Below are 17770 nucleotides of genomic sequence, written 5' to 3' on the forward strand. Positions count from 1 at the left end.
GAGCTTAGATGGCTATTGGAATCGCCGGCTCCTCGAGCAGAATCATGTTAAGCATGGCGATCCGCTTTTCTTAGATAGATAGTTGTGTATTTTCCTGTTATCATTTTGACCAGAAACATTGGGCTTTATACAAAAATATTAGAAGGATACTAGATTTTCCTTCCATTTTTCCTTTTTGGCTGTAATAGAAGTTATTTCCCCCGGCTTGCAATGAAGATCGATTAACGGTAAAATACCAAATAGTGTTTGAACGTGATTTAACAGAAGGAAAGGGTTGTAAATAAGGTGGCAAATGAATTCAGAATATGCGACGATTGCCAGGCAACCAATATTAAGACGTTGCTCCCCCGCCTGAAAAAGGTTGATCCCGAAGCGAAAATTGACATCGGGTGTCAATCATACTGCGGTCCGGGAAGAAAAAAATCGTTTGCATTCGTAAATAATCGTCCGCTCTCAGCACCTAATGAGGACGAATTGCTCGTAAAGATTGAAACAAAAATCAGTAAATAATATCACCATTGGCACATTTATGCAGTGGTGATTTTTTTATCCAGATTCAGTAAAAAAGTGGTTGTTTGCATAGAAATAGAATCGATATAATGGAAACAAGTCAAGATGGAAGAGGGAAAGCGATGGCCTATCGGAGCGGGAAGTTATCTGAGGAAAAAGTGTTTAAAGATCCTGTTCACAGATACATTCATGTGCGGGACAAGCTGATCTGGGATTTAATCGGAACGAAAGAATTTCAAAGACTCCGCAGAATCCGTCAATTAGGGACGACCTATTTAGTATTCCACGGAGCAGAGCACAGCCGTTTTAATCATTCGTTAGGAGTCTATGAAATTGTACGGAGAATTGTAGATGATGTGTTTAAAGGACGTCCTGAATGGAATGAGGATGACCGTCTGCTTTCGCTTTGTGCGGCACTTCTGCATGATCTCGGACACGGTCCGTTCTCGCATTCTTTTGAAAAAGTGTTTCATTTGGATCATGAAAAGTTCACGCGTGACATTCTTGTGGGAGACACCGAAGTAAACGAAGTGCTCCGGCGCATGGGCGACGACTTTCCAAAGAAGGTATCTGAGGTTATTGAGAAAACCTATGAAAACAAACAAGTCGTAAGTCTGATTTCAAGCCAGATTGATGCCGACCGCATGGACTACCTGCAGAGGGATGCGTATTTTACAGGTGTCAGTTATGGCCATTTTGATATGGAACGGATTCTGAGGGTGATGAGGCCCCGCGAGGATCAGGTCGTGATTAAGCAAAGCGGCATGCATGCCGTTGAAGATTACATTATGAGCCGCTACCAGATGTACTGGCAGGTGTATTTCCACCCTGTGACCCGCAGTGCAGAGGTCATCTTAACGAAAATCCTTCACCGGGCGAAACAGCTGCATAAAGATTACTACACCTTCAAACAGGATCCCATTCACTTTTACTCGATTTTTGAAGATGAAGTGACAACTCATGATTATCTGAAATTGGATGAGTCTGTTGTGCTGTACTATTTTCAGCAGTGGCAGGAAGAGGCAGATCCTATATTGAGAGATCTTTGTTCAAGATTTATGAATCGGAATCTATTTCAATATGCCGAGTTTAATCCGGCAGCCACGATGGAAATGAAAAAGCTGATGGAGCTTACCTCCCTTTTTAAAAAAGCAGGTATTGATCCGGACTATTACTTAGTTGTTGATTCATCTTCAGACCTCCCGTATGACTTCTATCGTCCAGGTGAGGAAGAGGAGCGGCTGCCAATTCACTTGCAGCTGCCGAATGGGGACCTGCGCGAGCTTTCCCGCCAGTCTGAAATAGTAGATGCGATTTCCGGAAAACGCAGAACAGACCATAAGCTGTATTTTCCATTAGATCTCATTCAGGATATGACAGCAAAACGAACGGCCAAGAAACGGATTTTGGAATTGTTAAACCTATAAAAAGAGAGAGATCGTGTGAAAATACAAGGTTAGGAGTGTTGGGGTTTGCTTAACGAACACGCAAAGCTGATGAAGGTGTTCTCTTCATCAGGAGAAATTACCGGACGGAAAAAGCTGCAGAAGATGATCTATATCGCCAAAAAGATCAATCTTCCTTTTTATGAGAAGTACGACTTTCACTTTTACGGCCCTTATTCAGAAGAGCTTACTCTCAGAATTGAAGAGCTTTGCAATTTAGGCTTTTTAAATGAAATGCATGAAAAAAAAGGCGGCTACTTTCAATACCGATACTCCCTGACAGAAACGGGCGAGGAGTTTTTAACTCATTACGATCTTGAGATGCCTCCGCTTAAAGAGTGTATGGAAGACTTGAACAGCCAATCAGCAAGATTCCTTGAGCTGGTATCTACGGTTCTATTCTTCGACACTCTTGAAAAAGAAGAAGTGATGGAGAAAGTATTTACCCTGAAGAGCAAGCAGAAGTACACTAAAGAAGAAATTGAACACGCTTATGCGTACATAGAGTCCATCCGTACGAAGGTTGTTCAATAAGAAGATTCCGCGGTCTAATTAGGCTGCGGAATTTTTTTATGCGGGGATTGAATTTCAATGGATCAAACCTGGTTAAGGGAAGCAATGAATCCTGTATTTTCTTGTTAGCGGTGGAGAGTGGAATCGAAGGTGTACGATGATTCCACAATTTTGGTTGTTTGCGTTGGAAAGTGGAGACAAAGGTAAGCTATGATTCCACAATTTTCGTTATTACGGTGGAAAGAGGAATCAAAGGCATGCTATGATTCCACCAATTTGGATTTCACGCCGAAAAGAGGAAACAAAGGTGTGCGTTGATTCCACAATTTTGGTTTTTGCGGCGGAAAGTGGAATCAAACGTATGCTATGATTCCACAATTTTCGATTTTACGGTGGAAAGAGGAATCAAAGGCATGCCATGATTCCACCAATTTGGATTTCACGCCGAAAAGAGGAAACAAAGGTGTGCAATGATTCCACAATTTTGGTTCTTACCGAGAAAAGAGGAATCAAAGGCATGCTATGATTCCACCAATTTGGATTTTACGCCGAAAAGTGGAATCAAACCTATGCATTGGTTCTACCAATTTGATTTTTACCCCGGAAAATGGAATCAACCGTACGCTATATTTCTTCCAACCCAAAGCGGTAAAATGCAATCGTTTGCGCTTTCGAAATCTTGCAAATATTTTATTTTCCCTATTGTAATCGTTTTCAAACGGGAATATAATAAATCCATTGAAACGTTTCGATTGAGATTTCTGAATTTTTTTTGAATTCAAATTGAAACGTTTCAATATTCTTTTAACTGCTATTGAAACGTTTCAATGAAAGTGGTTAATTTCCTAAGGGGGGAGCTCTTGGTAACTCTAAAAGATGTCGCAAAGCGGGCAAATGTCAGTTTATCTACAGCCTCTTATTCTATGAATGGCAGTCCGCTGATTACGAATGAAACTAGACAAAAAGTTCTGACGGCAGCAGAAGAGATTGGCTATCGTCCGAATGGTATGGCGAAAAATCTCAAGACGAAGAAAACAAACATCATCGGTTTATTCTTAAGCGGCTTCACGGGACCATTTTTTAATGACATGGTTGAAGGAATTCAGGACGTTGTGATGGAGCACGGCTACGAACTGGTTGTATGTGCCTCAGTTGAAACACATCGTTTGCTTGTAGAACGCTATGTGGATGGAGCTATTATCTTAAACTTTCATATGGAAGATCAGCTGCTGCAAACCTTGGCGAACGAAAAAATGCCGATTGTCGTGATGGATCGGGAAATTCAAAATCCTTATATAAAGAACATCCTGCTTCCTAACCATGAGGGAGCAAAAATGATTGTTGACTACTTGGTTCAAAAGGGACATGCCCGAATAGGCTTTGTCGGCGGTTCAGAAGAATCCTATGACGGGGAAACACGTTTAACTGGCTTTATGAAAGCGCTGAGCAGCCATGGCATGATGCTTGAGGAGCAGGATTTAATCAGGGCAGATTTCACGGAAGAGAGCGGATACTTAAAAATGAAAGCTTTTATGGAGAAGAAATCTTCCCTTCCATCCGCATTTGTTTGTGCCAATGATGAAATGGCGATGGGAGCAATCCGGGCAGCCAGAGAAAATGGGATAAAGGTTCCTGAAGAGCTTGCAATAACAGGATTCGATGATATTTTCGTATCGCGCCACTTTACCCCGTCTCTTACAACTGTAAAAGTACCGAGAAAAGAATGGGGAACCATCGCTGCTCAGACATTGTTTAAAATGCTGAATAAAGATTTTGACTATACCCCTGAAGGACTGAAAGTTGAATTGATGAAAAGAAATTCAGGATAAGAAGCGGCCGCCGCTAATTGACCGCAAAAATTTTTAAAAATGAAAAGGGAGTGAAGTTTCACATGAAAAAGCTTGTTTCCTTATTAGCCATTATGACATTAGTTTTCACGCTTGCCGCATGTAATTCAGACAAGGCTTCAACAGATAAAAAGGAATCAGATAAAGAGCAGATCACGTTATCTTACGCGAACTGGACACTTGGAACAGAAGAAGAGCAGAACTTAGAAAGAGTCATGATTAAAGAGTTTGAAAAGAAAAACCCGAATATCAAAATTAAAATTGACGAGTCGATTGCTGCAACGGACTGGAACGGTACATTATCGGCAGCAGCAAGCGGAGGAAAAATGCCGGATGTATTCATGCTTGCGCAAATCCCGCTTCCTTTATCAAACGATTGGTTATTGGATCTAACAGAAATGACTTCAAAGGATGAGGATTTCAAAAAGATTCCGGAAGTGATTCAGCAGTCTGCTGCATACAGTGACAAGGTATATGCACTTCCATATGCACAGCACTTTCTTGGATATTTTGTCAATAAAGACCTGTTCAATGAAGCAAACCTTGATTACCCGGAATACGGCGCTTCATTTGACGAATTTATGAGTGCAATAAAAGATGTGACAAACATCAATAATGGCGTTGCCGGCATCAACCACCCATTCTCTATTCCAGATTGGTATCCATCAGCTGTAAATGAGGATCTTGGCTGGTACACATATAAAGATGGCGAATATCAGCTGGACAGCAAAGAGTTTATTAACGGTGTAAATACCGCAAAAGAGATGAATGCAAACGGCTATGCTTATGAAACATTGACGGATGACCAAAAAGCGAAATTCAAAGGGGAAAATCCGGAAGAGGTCTGGATGCAAGGACAGGTTGCAGTTAAGTGGGATGGAACATGGGGAACAGACAGCTTAACTCAAAACGCAGGCTTTGAATGGGATTTCATCGGCATTCCGGGAGGAAGAACGATTGTAACAAATGACTTTCTGGGAATCTCCAAATCAACGGATCATGCTAAAGAGGCGTACGAATTTTCAAAATGGATGTCTTTTGGCAAAGAGGGCTTTATGAAACGTCTTGAGCTGGTTGAAAAAGAAGACAAAGCAATGAATACATTGCCTGTAACAAGTGATGAAGAAGTTTTAGAAGCTTATTTTGAACTGAACGAAGTTCCAGGTATCCGTACAGCTTATGAAAACCTTGATAACGCCATCGTTGAACCGGTTAAAACGGTCCCTGGATTCGTTGAATCAAGATGGGAAGCTCCAACGGGCGTTAAAGCAGGAGAAAATGAAAATGCAACAATCGGACAGATGATTGACAGCTTCTGGAAAGGTGAGCTGAAAGTAGAAGATTATGCAAAACAGCTAGATGAGCTTGCAGATCAAAAGAGCAAAGAAGCAATAGATGCACTAAATAAATAATTTTCATTTCGCATTTAGGAGGATGATTGGCATGAAATCTAAGATACTCGTTTGGTCGGTCCTATTGCTGTTCGTACTGTTCCAACACCAACACATTTTTGCTGAAGAAAAGAAAAGCACTGGCCAAGTCGTAGAAGAAAGATATCATTCCATCCTCTCCGCATGGTACGAGAAGGGAATCACAGCCGCCTCAGAGTCTGAGATGGCTGTGCTGCCTTCTGACTTTACTGAAGCAGATTCAAAAAATCTTTTGCCTGATGCAAAAAGCAAAGGGTATGGCGATCGTGTCTTCTATTGGCATAATCAGCAATCTTTTTCTTTTCTGATTGATGTAAAAGAAGAAGGTTTATATGAGCTTGGATTTGATTATTATCCGCTCGGCAACGAGGTTGTGCCAATAGAGGGCGCAATACAAGTGAACGGAAGCTTTCCTTACTATGAAAGCAGGAGAATTGTCTTTCCTGCAGATTGGAAAAATGAGAAAAATACATTTGACTCAGACCGTTTCGGCAATGACATGCTTCCTAAGCAAGCGGCAAGCCCTTCCTGGAAAAAAACAAAAGCTGAGGACGCAAGCGGTCTGCAGCCGGAAGCGCTGAAGTACCATTTGAAAAAAGGAAAAAACAAAATTACAGTAACCAATTTAAGAGGCGAAATGCTTGTCGGAAAGGTTTACGCATCGGCGCCTGTACCGCTTAAAACATACAAAGAATATGGAGCGGAAGCAAAAAAAGCCGTTTCGTCTTTAAAGGCATATGAAGCTGAAAAAATCTTAAAAAAGAACAGCTCTTACATACGTCCAGAAGCAAAACAGGATTCATCGGCTGTACCGAGTGATCCAAAGCATCTGCTTTTAAATACACTTGGCGGAGAGTCATGGAGTACTAGCGGCCAAGGTGTCTCCTGGAAGATAGATGTCGAAGAGGACGGCTACTATCAGATAACCTTTAAAGTTCTGCAAAATAAAGAAACGGGCGGAACGGTTTTTCGAAAAGTGAAAATTGACGGAGACATTCCTTTTGCAGAGGTTGCTCATTATCCTTTTCCATTCAGCAAAAAATGGGCCAATGAAACACTTGGCAGCAAAAAAGGAGAGCCATACTTGTTTTATCTGAAGAAGGGAAGCCATGAAATTGAGTTAGTGGCGGATGCTTCGCCGGCGGAAAGAGTCATCGCAAAAACCAATGAAGTGATGAAAGAAATGGAAGAGCTTTCCTTATCGATCCGGAAGCTGACAGGAAATCAAACTGACCGCTCCCGCAGCTGGAAGATAAGCGAGTTTATCCCTGATATCGATAAACAGGTGCTGACATGGGCAGATGAGCTTGAAAGAGAAAGCGTTTACCTGGAGGGGCTGAGTGATTCAGAGGAAGAGTCAAAAGAAATTGTTTCTATTAAACTTGCAGTTAAAAAACTTAGAACGCTTGGGAGCGAACCTGACAAAATTCCAAACCGTATGACGGAGTTATCAGAAGGATCAGCGTCTGTTGCACAGCTGCTTGGGAATTTCCTGCTTGATATTCAAAAACAGCCGCTTGCCATTGACCGTTTTTATGTGCATGGCGGCAAGGAAGTTCCTCCGGCAGAAGCAGGGTTCCTTACACAAGCTGCAGACGGAGTGAAGCGATTTTTCCTCTCCTTCTCAAAGGGCAACTATTCTGCATCAGAAGCAGATGAAAAAACAATTGAAGTCTGGGTAAACCGCCCAAGACAATATGTGGAGCTGATTCAGAACACGGCTGACCGCACATTTACACCGGAAACGGGTATCAGAGTGAAATTTTCAATTATGCCTGATGAACAAAAGCTGATTTTAGCAAGCGCAGCTGACAAGCAGCCTGATGTGGCGTTTGGTATTAGCAACTGGCTGCCGTATGAATTATCCATGCGTGATGCAGCCGTTGATTTACGGCAATTTGACGATTTTGATTCATTCAGCAAGCAGTTTTCACCCGGAGCGTTTCTGCCGTTAATGATTGATGATTCCGTCTATGCACTGCCCGAGACACAGGATTTCTTTGTGCAGTTTTATCGCAAGGACATCCTCGAAGCTTTAAATTTGCCTGTACCGGATACATGGGATGATGTCGTAAGCATCCTGCCGGAATTACAGCGGTACGGTATGAATTATTATACGCCGATTTCAGGATCGGGCGGGTTCAAGGCTTTTCAGACGACAGCCCCATACATCTATCAATTTCAGGGAGATCTGTATGGAAAAGACGGGATGACGACAGCGATAAACAGTGAGGAATCGTTAGAAGGCATTCAGTTTATGACGGATTTAAATACGATATACAGCATGCCGCTTCAAGTTCCGAATTTTTATAACCATTTCCGTTATTCAACCCTGCCGATTGGAATCTCTACGTTTACAACATATATCCAATTAACAGCTGCTGCGCCGGAAATCGCAGGATGGTGGGACATTGCACCGCATCCGGGCGTTAAGCAAAAGGATGGAACCGTTGAACGCTGGGCAACTGGTTCAGGACAATCTGCGATGATATTCAAGGGATCGAAAGATAAAGAGGCATCATGGGAGCTTTTGAAGTGGTGGATGAAGGAAGAAACACAAACGGAATTTGCGACAAGCCTTCAAACTCTTTACGGACCTGAGTATATGTGGAATACAGCTAATTTGGAAGCCTTTAAAAAGCTTCCTTGGCCGGAAGAGCATAAAGCAACCATTTTGAAACAGTGGGAATATTTAATGGAAGTTCCAAAGACTCCGGGCGCTTATATGGTTGAGCGTGAACTGAGCAATATCTGGAACCGCATCGTCTTTGACGGAGAAAATACAAGATCGGCAGTTGATGATTCTGTTATTGCAATCGACAGAGAGATCAGCCGCAAGATGGAAGAGTTCGGATATATGAAAGATGGCAAGATGGTGAAGCCGTATCGGGTTCCTTCAATAGAAACTGTAGAAAGTTGGGCGGTCGATGAAAATGAAGAGTAAACAGCGGGACAGAAGCCAGTGGGTTTTCCTGGCACCATATTTGATCTTTTTCTCTGTTTTCATCATCATTCCTGTAGCTGCTGCAATAGTATTATCCTTCACTTATTTTAATGCGATTGAATCACCATCCTTTATTGGATTAAGCAACTATGTGGCTTTGATGACACAAGATGAGGTTTTCATGCAGAAGGTCCTTCCGAACACATTGACCTTTGCGTTAATTGTCGGGCCGGGTGGATACATTCTTTCCTTTATCCTGGCATGGGCGCTTGCTCAAATTCCTAAAAAACCGAGAACCGTCCTCGCACTCATTATTTACTCGCCGTCCATGACGGCAGGAATCGCGATGTCTGTAGTGTGGACGATTATCTTCAGCGGAGATGAAACAGGGTATTTAAACAGTCTGCTGATTACAATGGGCATGCTTTTAGAGCCGATTCAGTGGCTGCAGTCACCGGAATATTTAATGAAAATCATGATTTTTGTCACACTATGGGGCAGCATGGGGGTCGGATTCCTTGCGATGCTGTCTGGTGTGCTGAATATCAACAGCGAGATTTATGAAGCGGGATACATCGACGGCATTAAAAATCGATTCCAGGAAATTATTTTTATCACGATTCCTTCAATGAAACCGCAAATGCTTTTCGGAGCAGTCATGGCGGTTGTCGGAACCTTTCAGGCAGGAGCGATCGGAGTGGCGTTATCAGGTGCAAATCCGACGCCTCAATATGCCGGACAGCTCATGGTCAACCATTTGGAGGATTACGGGTTTATCCGCTACGAAATGGGCTATGCAGCTGCTGTTTCTGTCGTTTTGCTCCTTGTCGTCTATGCATTTTCTAAAGTGGCCTGGAGATTATTCGGAGAGAAAGATTAAACGAAAGGGAGTGGAACCGTATGTCAGCTTTTCAGGGAACTAAAATTAATCCGTCGAAATTTCATATCAGCCAGTGGAAGTTTTTCCTTTTTCTGATTCCGCTTGCGGCGTTCATGGCACTGCCTATCGTTTATATCTTTTTCCACGCGTTCAAACCGATAGACGAGCTGTTTGCTTATCCGCCGCGGTTCTTCGTGCAAAAACCGACGCTGCAGAACTTCGCTGATCTTTTTGCACAATCGACAGCGAGCGGGGTTCCGATGTCGCGGTATTTATTTAATAGCATTGTCATTACGATTATCGTTGTTTTTTTAACTGTCGTCATTAGTACAATGGCGGGCTATGCCCTCTCAAAAAAAGAGTTCAGGCTGAAAAAAACCATTTTTGAAATCAATACAGTCGCTTTAATGTTCGTTCCGGCTGCTGTCGCCATTCCAAGATATCTCCTGATTGAGGAGCTTGGTTTGATCAATGTCTTTGTCGTACATATCTTTCCGCTGCTTGCCATGCCGATCGGTCTGTTTTTGGTGAAGCAGTTTATCGATCAAATTCCAAATGAGCTGATAGAAGCGGCAAAGCTTGACGGAGCAACGGATGCCCAGATTTTTTTAAAAATCATCATTCCATTAGTGAAGCCTGCGATTGCCACCATTGCGATTCTGTCGTTTCAGCTTGTTTGGAACAATATTGAGACATCCACACTCTATGTGAATGACGAAGGATTGAAGACATTCTCTTTCTTTATGTCAACGCTCGCTTCACAGGTGACGGGAAATACAGTGGCAGGTCAAGGGCTTGCAGCTGCTGCATCATTAATCATGTTTGTACCGAATTTAATCATCTTTATCATCCTTCAAAGCCAGGTTATGAACACGATGGCTCATTCAGGAATCAAGTAACAGATAGGGGGGAGGGAAATGAAGCGGTTTACGAAAGGAATCATCTGCGCTCTGCTTGTCTGTCTGCTGCCTTGGCATACAGCAGCGGAGGCTTCTGTCCCTTATACGACAGAGACATTATCTGCAAATGGAGATCTTACCAAAACACAGACAGCCTATAAGCCTCTTGGACAGTTAACGCTTGGCAATCAGGAAATGACACCGGAAGATCTTTTCATTGATCAAAAGGATCAAATCTATCTCGCAGATTCAAAGTCTCAGAAAATCATTGTGTCGAATCTGAATGGCGAGATTGTCAAAGAGATGGGCGAGGGGATTTTGAAAAATCCTACTGGCGTGTTTGTGGATGAAAACGGAGAAGTTTACGCTGCAGACTATGAACAGGAGAAAGTGTTCAGGTTTTCAAGTGAAGGAAAGCTATTAAAAGAGTACGAGAAGCCTGATTCGCCGCTGTTTGGAAGCAAGTCTCCTTTTAAACCTCAGAAAATTGGCGTTGATAAGCGCGGAAACTTGTATATCATCGGCGAGGGCTCAACAAACGGGATTATCCAGCTCAGCCGGGAAGGGAACTTTCTTGGGTACTACGGAGTAAACAGCACGAGGTCTTCAATCAAGTCATTCCTGCAAAACGCGCTGAATGCAAGCGGGAAAATGAAGCTGTTTATGAAAACTCCTCCGGCTCCGGACAATATAGCCATTGACGAACAAGGCCTTATTTATTCCATTACAGAGGGAACGAAGGAAGAAGTCATCAAAAAACTGAATGTGGCAGGGAAAAACATGCTTGCACCGGATATTTCAGACGTGGCTTCCCTTCAGGATATTGCAGTCGATCCGCTTGGAAACATATTTGTTTCAAGTGCAAACGGAAAAATATATGAATACGACAGCTTTGGCAATCTCTTATTCATCTTTGGCGGAAAAGACGATGGGACAAACCGCATCGGTCTGCTCAAACAGCCATCAGGAATTGCCGTCGACCGAAATGGGCGGCTGTATGTGGCTGATAAAGAAAGAGGCATGATTCAGACGTATGATACGACATCCTTTTCTGTCAGCGTTCATGAAGGAATTGCCCTCTTTAAAGAAGGGTTATATGTAGAAAGTCAGCAATACTTTGAATCTGTTTTAAGGCAAAATTCTTCCTTCGGGCTTGCACGGACTGCAATGGGAAGGGCGTACTACAAACAGCAGGATTATGAGGCTGCATTGGAAGAATTCAAGTTTGCAGAAGATATCGGCGGGTATTCCAATTCATTTTGGGAAATCCGTCATGAATGGATGCAGAAAAACCTGGGAACGGTTTTGTTTTTCATCATCTTAGCCGGAATCTTTTATTCTGTTTTTAACCATTTCGATAAAAAACGAAATCTGTTAAAAGGTCCTAAAGAACGAATGGGACGATTGAAAAAAAGGAAACGGATAGCGGAGCTTTTCTTTCTTTTTAAGTTTTTCCGTCATCCGATTGACAGCTTTTATTATTTGAAACGGAAGAATCATGCATCTGTCTTCTCGGCGACGATTCTCTACGTTCTCTTATTTATTGAATATTTATTTGCCACGTACCAAACGGGATTTATCTTTTCCCAACGGGGCGGGGAAGAGGCCAATCTGTCAATGGAATTGCTGAAGGTGTTTGTGCCGCTTGCCCTGTTTATCATCATTAACTATCTCGTCAGCACAATCAATGACGGGGAAGGGCGCTTTGCTGATATTTACAGAGGAACAATTTATTCGCTTGCGCCGTATCTTGTGTTCAGCATTCCTATTACATTGATTACAAATATCCTGACGCTGAATGAGTCATTTATTTATGAATTTTCCATCCAAATTATCTACGCATGGTGCGTCATCATTCTGTTTATCATGATAAAGGAAATTCACAATTATACGTTCAGCGAAACGGTGCGCAACATTTTCATGACGCTGTTTGGAATGGTCATCATGCTGCTGGTCATTTTCATCATATTTGTGCTGTTCGATCAAGTATACGATTTCATCTATTCTATCATTCAGGAGGTCATCTTACGTGTATAAGAAATTAATGGCTGGATTACTGGTTCTGATGATGCCGCTGCAGGCCTTTGCTGCTCCTGATGAGAAGAAAGAAGATCTATTAAAATACAGCTCAAGCGGGTTCACCCAGCCTGAGAAGCAAGTGAAGGAACAGGCTCAGTCAGGCACGGTTGAAGGGTTTGAGAAGGCTGCTGAAAATGAGAATCTCATTTTATATGTAAATGAAGAATCTCTTGCTCTTAAAATACTGAATAAGAAAACAAAGTATATTTGGAATTCAGGCATCGATCAGGTTGAAGATGTCCGGCTCAATAAAACGTGGGAACAAATGGCCCAGTCGGCGATCACAATTGAGTACAGCGACCGCCGCGGAAAAATCAAGTCAGAGAGCATTCAGACAAATGATTCACGGCCGAATGTGAAAATCAAAGATAACGGCTTCAGTGCCAAGGTTTATATGAATGGATCGAAAATCAGCCTTGAGCTGAGTGTCACGCTAGAAAAAGACAATATTGCCGTCAGCATCCCTGATAAGGAGGTAAAAGAAGGGAAACGGAACAAGCTGATTTCGATGAAGGTCTATCCTTTCCTGGGGGCGGTAAATGGTGACGAACGGAATGGCTATATGTTTATTCCGGACGGAAGCGGTGCTCTTATCCGCTATGAAAAAGGCAGTAAAGCAGATGCTCCATTTAAAGGCGCTATATACGGCGCAGATGCGGGTTTTCAAAAGTCATCCGATAAAACAGAAGAAAAAACAGTTCCGGCTAAACAAATCAGCATGCCGGTGTTCGGAGCGGTGCACGGCATCAAGAAAAACGGGTTCGCTGCAGTAGTGGAAAAAGGTGCGGAGTACGGGGACATCCTTGCCTATCCGTCCGGCGTATCAACCGATTTTAACTGGACGGCCGCCCAATTCAACTACCGCTATGAATATTACCAGCCGACAAGCAAAAGCATGAGCGGCACAAACGTTTACCAAAAAAATAAGAATGCATTTGATATCTCATTAAGATATTACTTTCTGTCCAATGAAAAGGCAGATTATGTCGGCATGGCCAAGCGCTATCAGGAGCATCTCATAGAAACGAAGCAGCTGACAAAAAAAGAAGACCGGGCAGAAGTGCGCCTAGAATTCCTGGGAAGTGAAACAAAAAAAGGGCTGTTCTGGGATTCGGTCATTCCAATGACACCTGTAGAAAAACTGCCTGCTTTTGCAAAAGAATTGAAAAAAGAAAAGGTTCTAGACATGTTCATGATTTACAAAGGCTGGTCAAAGGGCGGTTTGACAGGCACACTGCCTTCGAAGTTTCCGGTTGAGAAAAAGCTTGGAAGCAAAGGGGATGTGAGGGATTCCGCTGAAGCACTTGAAAATGAAAATGTCCCGCTGTTCTTCCAGACAGATTACACCAAGGCTTATGAAAATGCAGGAGGCTTCTCCGGAAGAAAAGATGTGAGCAAAAAGATCAGCTCTGAAACCATCTCTTACAAGAAGGATGATAAAACGTACTACTATTTATCACCGGACAAGTCTCTGAAAATAGCAAAAGAGGATCTCAAGCAATACAAAGAGTACGGCATGAAAAATGCAGCAGTGGATGGAAGCTCAACGATCCTTTTCTCTGATTACACAAAAGGGAACAGGTCCTCGAGAATTCAAACAGCACAAACGTATAACAAGTTATTTTCACAGCTTCATAAAGCGGGAGAGGTAGCACTCTATAACCCGAATGCGTATGCATGGGGGCAAACAGACCGCTTTCTCGATGCTCCGATGACATCGTCAAATTATATCTTTGAAAGTGACACTGTGCCTTTTCTGCAAATTGTATTGAAGGGCTATATTCCGTACTATGCAGAATTCTCAAATTTCCACTCGGATGCTAAGGACGATGTGCTGCGAATGATTGAATACGGGGCCTATCCATCTTTTTACCTGACGGATGAGCCGTCCCATTTACTGATGAAAACACCTTCTAAAGATCTTTATACATCGGAGTTTGACAGCTGGAAGGATGAAATCGTAAATCAGTATAAAATGATGCAGGACAGTCTTGGCGCAGTTGAAGGTGAAACCATTGAAAACCGTACTGTTCCGGCAGTCGGGATTGTAGAGGTCTCTTACTCAAACGGCAAGACAATCATCGTGAATTACACGAACACGCCATACCGTGCAGGCGTCCATGAAATTCCTGCAAAAGGATTTATTGTAACCGATGGGGGGGATAAGCAGTGAAGCCGTTACTGAAGTCAAAAAACAGCATGATCGGTTATCTCTTTATTTCTCCTTGGATTATCGGCTTTTTGGTTTTTACCGCCATTCCCATTTTTTATTCTTTATTCTTGAGCTTTCAGGAAGTCAAGATTACGACAGGTGGAATTGAAACGGAGTTCGTGAAATTTGAAAACTTCAAGTATGCTTTCGGAGTCGATGCCCTATTTTTAGAGTACATGGGAACGTATTTGAAGGAAATCATCATTTCCGTGCCAATCATCATTGTATTCTCTTTAATCATCGCGCTGTTGCTTAATCAAAAAATTAAATTCCGCGGACTGTTCCGGACGATCTTTTTCCTGCCCGTCATCATCGCGAGCGGTCCCGTAATCAAAGAACTGATTGACCAGGGTGTCACAACGATTCCTTCTATCGAGCAGTATGCAATCTATGAAGTTCTGAATGCGAATCCGGATGCGTTTTTCAACGGCATTCTGCTTTACTTAATTAAAAACCTGATTATGATTCTCTGGTTCTCAGGCGTGCAAATCTTAATTTTCCTTGCAGCCCTTCAAAAGATCGATAAACAGGTATATGAAGCGGCTAAAATCGACGGCGCTTCAAACTGGGAGTCATTCTGGAAAGTAACCCTTCCGAGCCTCGCACCTATGATTGTTGTGAATACGATTTATACGATCGTAACGTATTCCGTCTTTTCATTGAATCCGATCATCGGCCATATTCAAAAAAATATGTTCAAAGTTGATACAGGCTTTGGATATGCTTCAGCGCTGTCATGGATTTACTTTCTGACAATCGCCGTCATTCTGGCGGCGGCTGTTGGCGCCATGACGTTAAAAGGAAAGAAAAGCTATACATAAGGAGGAGCCGGCATGAAACGTGAAAAGCTTGAGAATAGTCTAGTAAAAATAAAACGCATTTTCATGGGGATGCAGGGAACAGATGGCCTGCTCTTTAAACTCCTCACATATGGCTTGCTGATTGGAATTGGTTTTGTTTATCTATATCCGCTTTTATACATGGGATCGTTCAGTTTTAAAAGCCTGGATGATCTGCTGAATCCATTGGTGAACTGGATTCCGACTGAACTTTATCTTGGAAACTACGAAAAAGCGAATGAAGTGCTGAATTTCTTCTCCATACTGCTTGAAACATTATATGTAACGGTTTTGCCTGCTTTGGCGCAAACGGCCGTTGCAGCTGTCATTGGATACGGATTTGCAAGATTTGAGTTTAAAGGAAAAAAGGTGCTTTTCGTGCTTGTGCTTGCAACCTTTATCATTCCTCCTCAAGTTACGCTGATTCCGAGATACATCTTTTTCAATGAACTGAATATTCTTGGCAGTCTGCAGGCCTTTCTTTTGCCGGCAGCCTTCGGACAAGGGTTAAACAGTGCGATATTTATTTTGATTTTTTATCAGTTTTTCAGAATGGTGCCAAAAGCGCTTGAAGAGGCTGCACAAATCGATGGAGCAGGGCACTTGCGGATTTTCTTGACGATTGCCTTGCCAATGGCGGTACCGGCCGTCATTATTTCCTTTCTTTTCTCGTTTGTATGGTATTGGAATGAAACCTATTTGGCGGCAATCTACTTTGGAGATCAGCTCACAACACTACCGCTGCAGCTGCAGAAATTTGTGGCCACGTTCCAGAAGATGTTCCCGGCAGAAATGGGACTCTCAGGAAATCAATTAAATGAAGGAATCAAAATGGCCGGCACCGTGCTGTCTATTTTGCCGCTGTTAATTGTTTACTTTATTACCCAGCGCTGGTTTGTCGAGGGCGTCGACCGTTCAGGTATTACAGGAGAATAACAAGGGGGAACTTTGACTATGAACAAGTATGAAATCGTTGCGAAAGAAGCAAAAGGATGTTTTGATTTTTTTTGGAAGGAAGCGAACACAGACCCTGAAAGTCCTGGATATGGCTTGATTCTCGATCAATCCGCGAATAAAAAAGTGGCAAGTATTGCCTCTGTCGGTTTCGGATTATCAGCGATCATTATCGGCATTGAAAAAGGCTGGATTACGTACGAGCAGGGATTTGAGAGAACAAGAGGCACGCTTCACACATTTTTGCACAATGTGGAACACGAAGGCGGATTCTTTTATCATTTTCTGAATATGGAAACAGCCAAAAAGAATGAAGAATTCTATGACTGTGCATCCATTATTGATACCTCGCTCTTTTTGAACGGGGCCATTACGTCTGCTGAGTATTTCGGCGGAGAGATCAAAGAGCTGTTTGAGCAAATCTATCAGCGCGTTAACTGGAATATGTATTATGACAAAGAAAAGAATCAGTTTTACATGGGCTACAGACCGGAATCAGGCGGCTTCGGCCACTGGGATATGTATGCAGAGCAAATGATGCAGTATATTCTTGGCGTTGCCTCTCCGACTCACGCCGTGCCGGCTGAAATCTATCAGGGCTTTGAGCGCAGGCTTGGCAAATACGGGGAGTATGAGTTCTATAATTGCCCAGGAGGAAGTCTCTTTACCCATCAATATTCCCACGCATGGTTTTCTTTTGAAGGATATGTGGATGGGGATGGAATCGACTGGTTTGAGAATTCCGTTAAGGCGAGCCTTGCAAACCGAAAGTACTGCATAGATAATCCGGATGGCCTGAAAACGTTCCATAAGGATTCATGGGGCCTGACGGCTTGTGCGACACCTAAAGGATACGGCACACCGGGCACACCTCCATATCATCCTGATGTTCAGAAAGAAAATGATGGGACAGTCGCTCCGGCTGGTGCTGCAGGATCCATTGTGTTTACAAAAGAAGAATCGATTGATGCCATGAATTATTTCTACAATCACCATCCAAAGCTTTGGGGTGAATACGGTTTCCAGGATGCCTATAACCTCGATGTAAGCCCTGAATGGTATGCAGATCATGTTATCGGCATCGATAAGGGAATTACGCTTTTGATGATTGAAAACGAACAATCCGGATTAATCTGGGATTTATATATGAAAAATGAGCATGTGAAGCGCGGAGCTGCCATGCTTAACTGGAAAAAGAAAAACTAGTTTAAAAGGGGA

At 42.8% G+C, this 17770-nt stretch carries 13 protein-coding genes; all 13 read left to right on the forward strand.

Translation table 11 applies throughout. The features are described from left to right. Positions 1 to 285 precede the first annotated feature (285 nt). The 13 genes from ABEQ24_RS07945 (at position 286) to ABEQ24_RS08005 (ending at position 17758) form a co-directional block, all read left to right on the forward strand. On the forward strand, positions 286 to 510 hold the full coding sequence (locus tag ABEQ24_RS07945; RefSeq protein WP_430006279.1) for a DUF1450 domain-containing protein: 225 nt from the start codon (positions 286 to 288) through the stop codon (positions 508 to 510). A gap of 122 nt (positions 511 to 632) precedes the next feature. Then, positions 633 to 1937, forward strand: coding sequence for an HD domain-containing protein (locus ABEQ24_RS07950; RefSeq protein WP_430006359.1), 1305 nt, complete (start codon positions 633 to 635; stop codon positions 1935 to 1937). Between the two features lie 45 nt (positions 1938 to 1982). Next, entirely contained in the window at positions 1983 to 2489 is a 507-nt protein-coding gene (locus tag ABEQ24_RS07955) for a YwgA family protein (RefSeq protein ID WP_430006280.1), read from the forward strand. A gap of 839 nt (positions 2490 to 3328) precedes the next feature. Next, on the forward strand, positions 3329 to 4297 hold the full coding sequence (locus tag ABEQ24_RS07960) for a LacI family DNA-binding transcriptional regulator (protein ID WP_430006281.1): 969 nt from the start codon (positions 3329 to 3331) through the stop codon (positions 4295 to 4297). Positions 4298 to 4359: 62 nt separating this feature from the next. Continuing rightward, positions 4360 to 5727, forward strand: coding sequence for an ABC transporter substrate-binding protein (locus tag ABEQ24_RS07965; RefSeq protein WP_430006282.1), 1368 nt, complete (start codon positions 4360 to 4362; stop codon positions 5725 to 5727). A gap of 31 nt (positions 5728 to 5758) precedes the next feature. Beyond that, positions 5759 to 8689, forward strand: a complete 2931-nt coding sequence (locus ABEQ24_RS07970; RefSeq protein ID WP_430006283.1) for an extracellular solute-binding protein — start codon at positions 5759 to 5761, stop codon at positions 8687 to 8689. Further along, positions 8679 to 9569: a carbohydrate ABC transporter permease gene (locus ABEQ24_RS07975; protein WP_430006284.1), complete on the forward strand. Its 891-nt coding sequence runs from the start codon at positions 8679 to 8681 to the stop codon at positions 9567 to 9569. Before ABEQ24_RS07970 ends, ABEQ24_RS07975 begins: the two co-directional genes overlap by 11 nt. A gap of 20 nt (positions 9570 to 9589) precedes the next feature. After that, entirely contained in the window at positions 9590 to 10468 is an 879-nt protein-coding gene (locus tag ABEQ24_RS07980; protein ID WP_309193360.1) for a carbohydrate ABC transporter permease, read from the forward strand. An 18-nt stretch (positions 10469 to 10486) separates the two neighbouring features. Then, positions 10487 to 12505: an SMP-30/gluconolactonase/LRE family protein gene (locus ABEQ24_RS07985; protein WP_430006285.1), complete on the forward strand. Its 2019-nt coding sequence runs from the start codon at positions 10487 to 10489 to the stop codon at positions 12503 to 12505. Next, a complete protein-coding gene (locus tag ABEQ24_RS07990; RefSeq protein ID WP_430006286.1) occupies positions 12498 to 14720 on the forward strand; it encodes a DUF5696 domain-containing protein in 2223 nt (740 codons plus the stop codon). The genes ABEQ24_RS07985 and ABEQ24_RS07990 overlap by 8 nt, the downstream gene beginning before the upstream one ends. Beyond that, positions 14717 to 15580: a carbohydrate ABC transporter permease gene (locus ABEQ24_RS07995; protein WP_430006287.1), complete on the forward strand. Its 864-nt coding sequence runs from the start codon at positions 14717 to 14719 to the stop codon at positions 15578 to 15580. The genes ABEQ24_RS07990 and ABEQ24_RS07995 overlap by 4 nt, the downstream gene beginning before the upstream one ends. 12 nt (positions 15581 to 15592) lie before the next feature. Then, positions 15593 to 16534: a carbohydrate ABC transporter permease gene (locus ABEQ24_RS08000; RefSeq protein WP_430006288.1), complete on the forward strand. Its 942-nt coding sequence runs from the start codon at positions 15593 to 15595 to the stop codon at positions 16532 to 16534. 18 nt (positions 16535 to 16552) lie between these two features. Then, positions 16553 to 17758: a glucoamylase family protein gene (locus ABEQ24_RS08005; protein WP_430006289.1), complete on the forward strand. Its 1206-nt coding sequence runs from the start codon at positions 16553 to 16555 to the stop codon at positions 17756 to 17758. Positions 17759 to 17770 lie beyond the last annotated feature (12 nt).

The sequence above is a fragment of the Metabacillus idriensis genome (assembly GCF_050483325.1).
In the GTDB taxonomy this organism is placed as follows: domain Bacteria; phylum Bacillota; class Bacilli; order Bacillales; family Bacillaceae; genus Bacillus_P; species Bacillus_P idriensis_A.

What these genes read in the sequence shown, in the direction of transcription:
- ABEQ24_RS08000 (WP_430006288.1), top strand. Translation starts at nt 15,593, where the DNA reads ATGAAACGTGAAAAGCTTGAGAATAGTCTAGTAAAAATAAAACGCATT.
- ABEQ24_RS07975 (WP_430006284.1), top strand. Translation starts at nt 8,679, where the DNA reads ATGAAGAGTAAACAGCGGGACAGAAGCCAGTGGGTTTTCCTGGCACCA.
- ABEQ24_RS07980 (WP_309193360.1), top strand. Translation starts at nt 9,590, where the DNA reads ATGTCAGCTTTTCAGGGAACTAAAATTAATCCGTCGAAATTTCATATC.
- ABEQ24_RS07985 (WP_430006285.1), top strand. Translation starts at nt 10,487, where the DNA reads ATGAAGCGGTTTACGAAAGGAATCATCTGCGCTCTGCTTGTCTGTCTG.
- ABEQ24_RS07950 (WP_430006359.1), top strand. Translation starts at nt 633, where the DNA reads ATGGCCTATCGGAGCGGGAAGTTATCTGAGGAAAAAGTGTTTAAAGAT.
- ABEQ24_RS08005 (WP_430006289.1), top strand. Translation starts at nt 16,553, where the DNA reads ATGAACAAGTATGAAATCGTTGCGAAAGAAGCAAAAGGATGTTTTGAT.
- ABEQ24_RS07970 (WP_430006283.1), top strand. Translation starts at nt 5,759, where the DNA reads ATGAAATCTAAGATACTCGTTTGGTCGGTCCTATTGCTGTTCGTACTG.
- ABEQ24_RS07965 (WP_430006282.1), top strand. Translation starts at nt 4,360, where the DNA reads ATGAAAAAGCTTGTTTCCTTATTAGCCATTATGACATTAGTTTTCACG.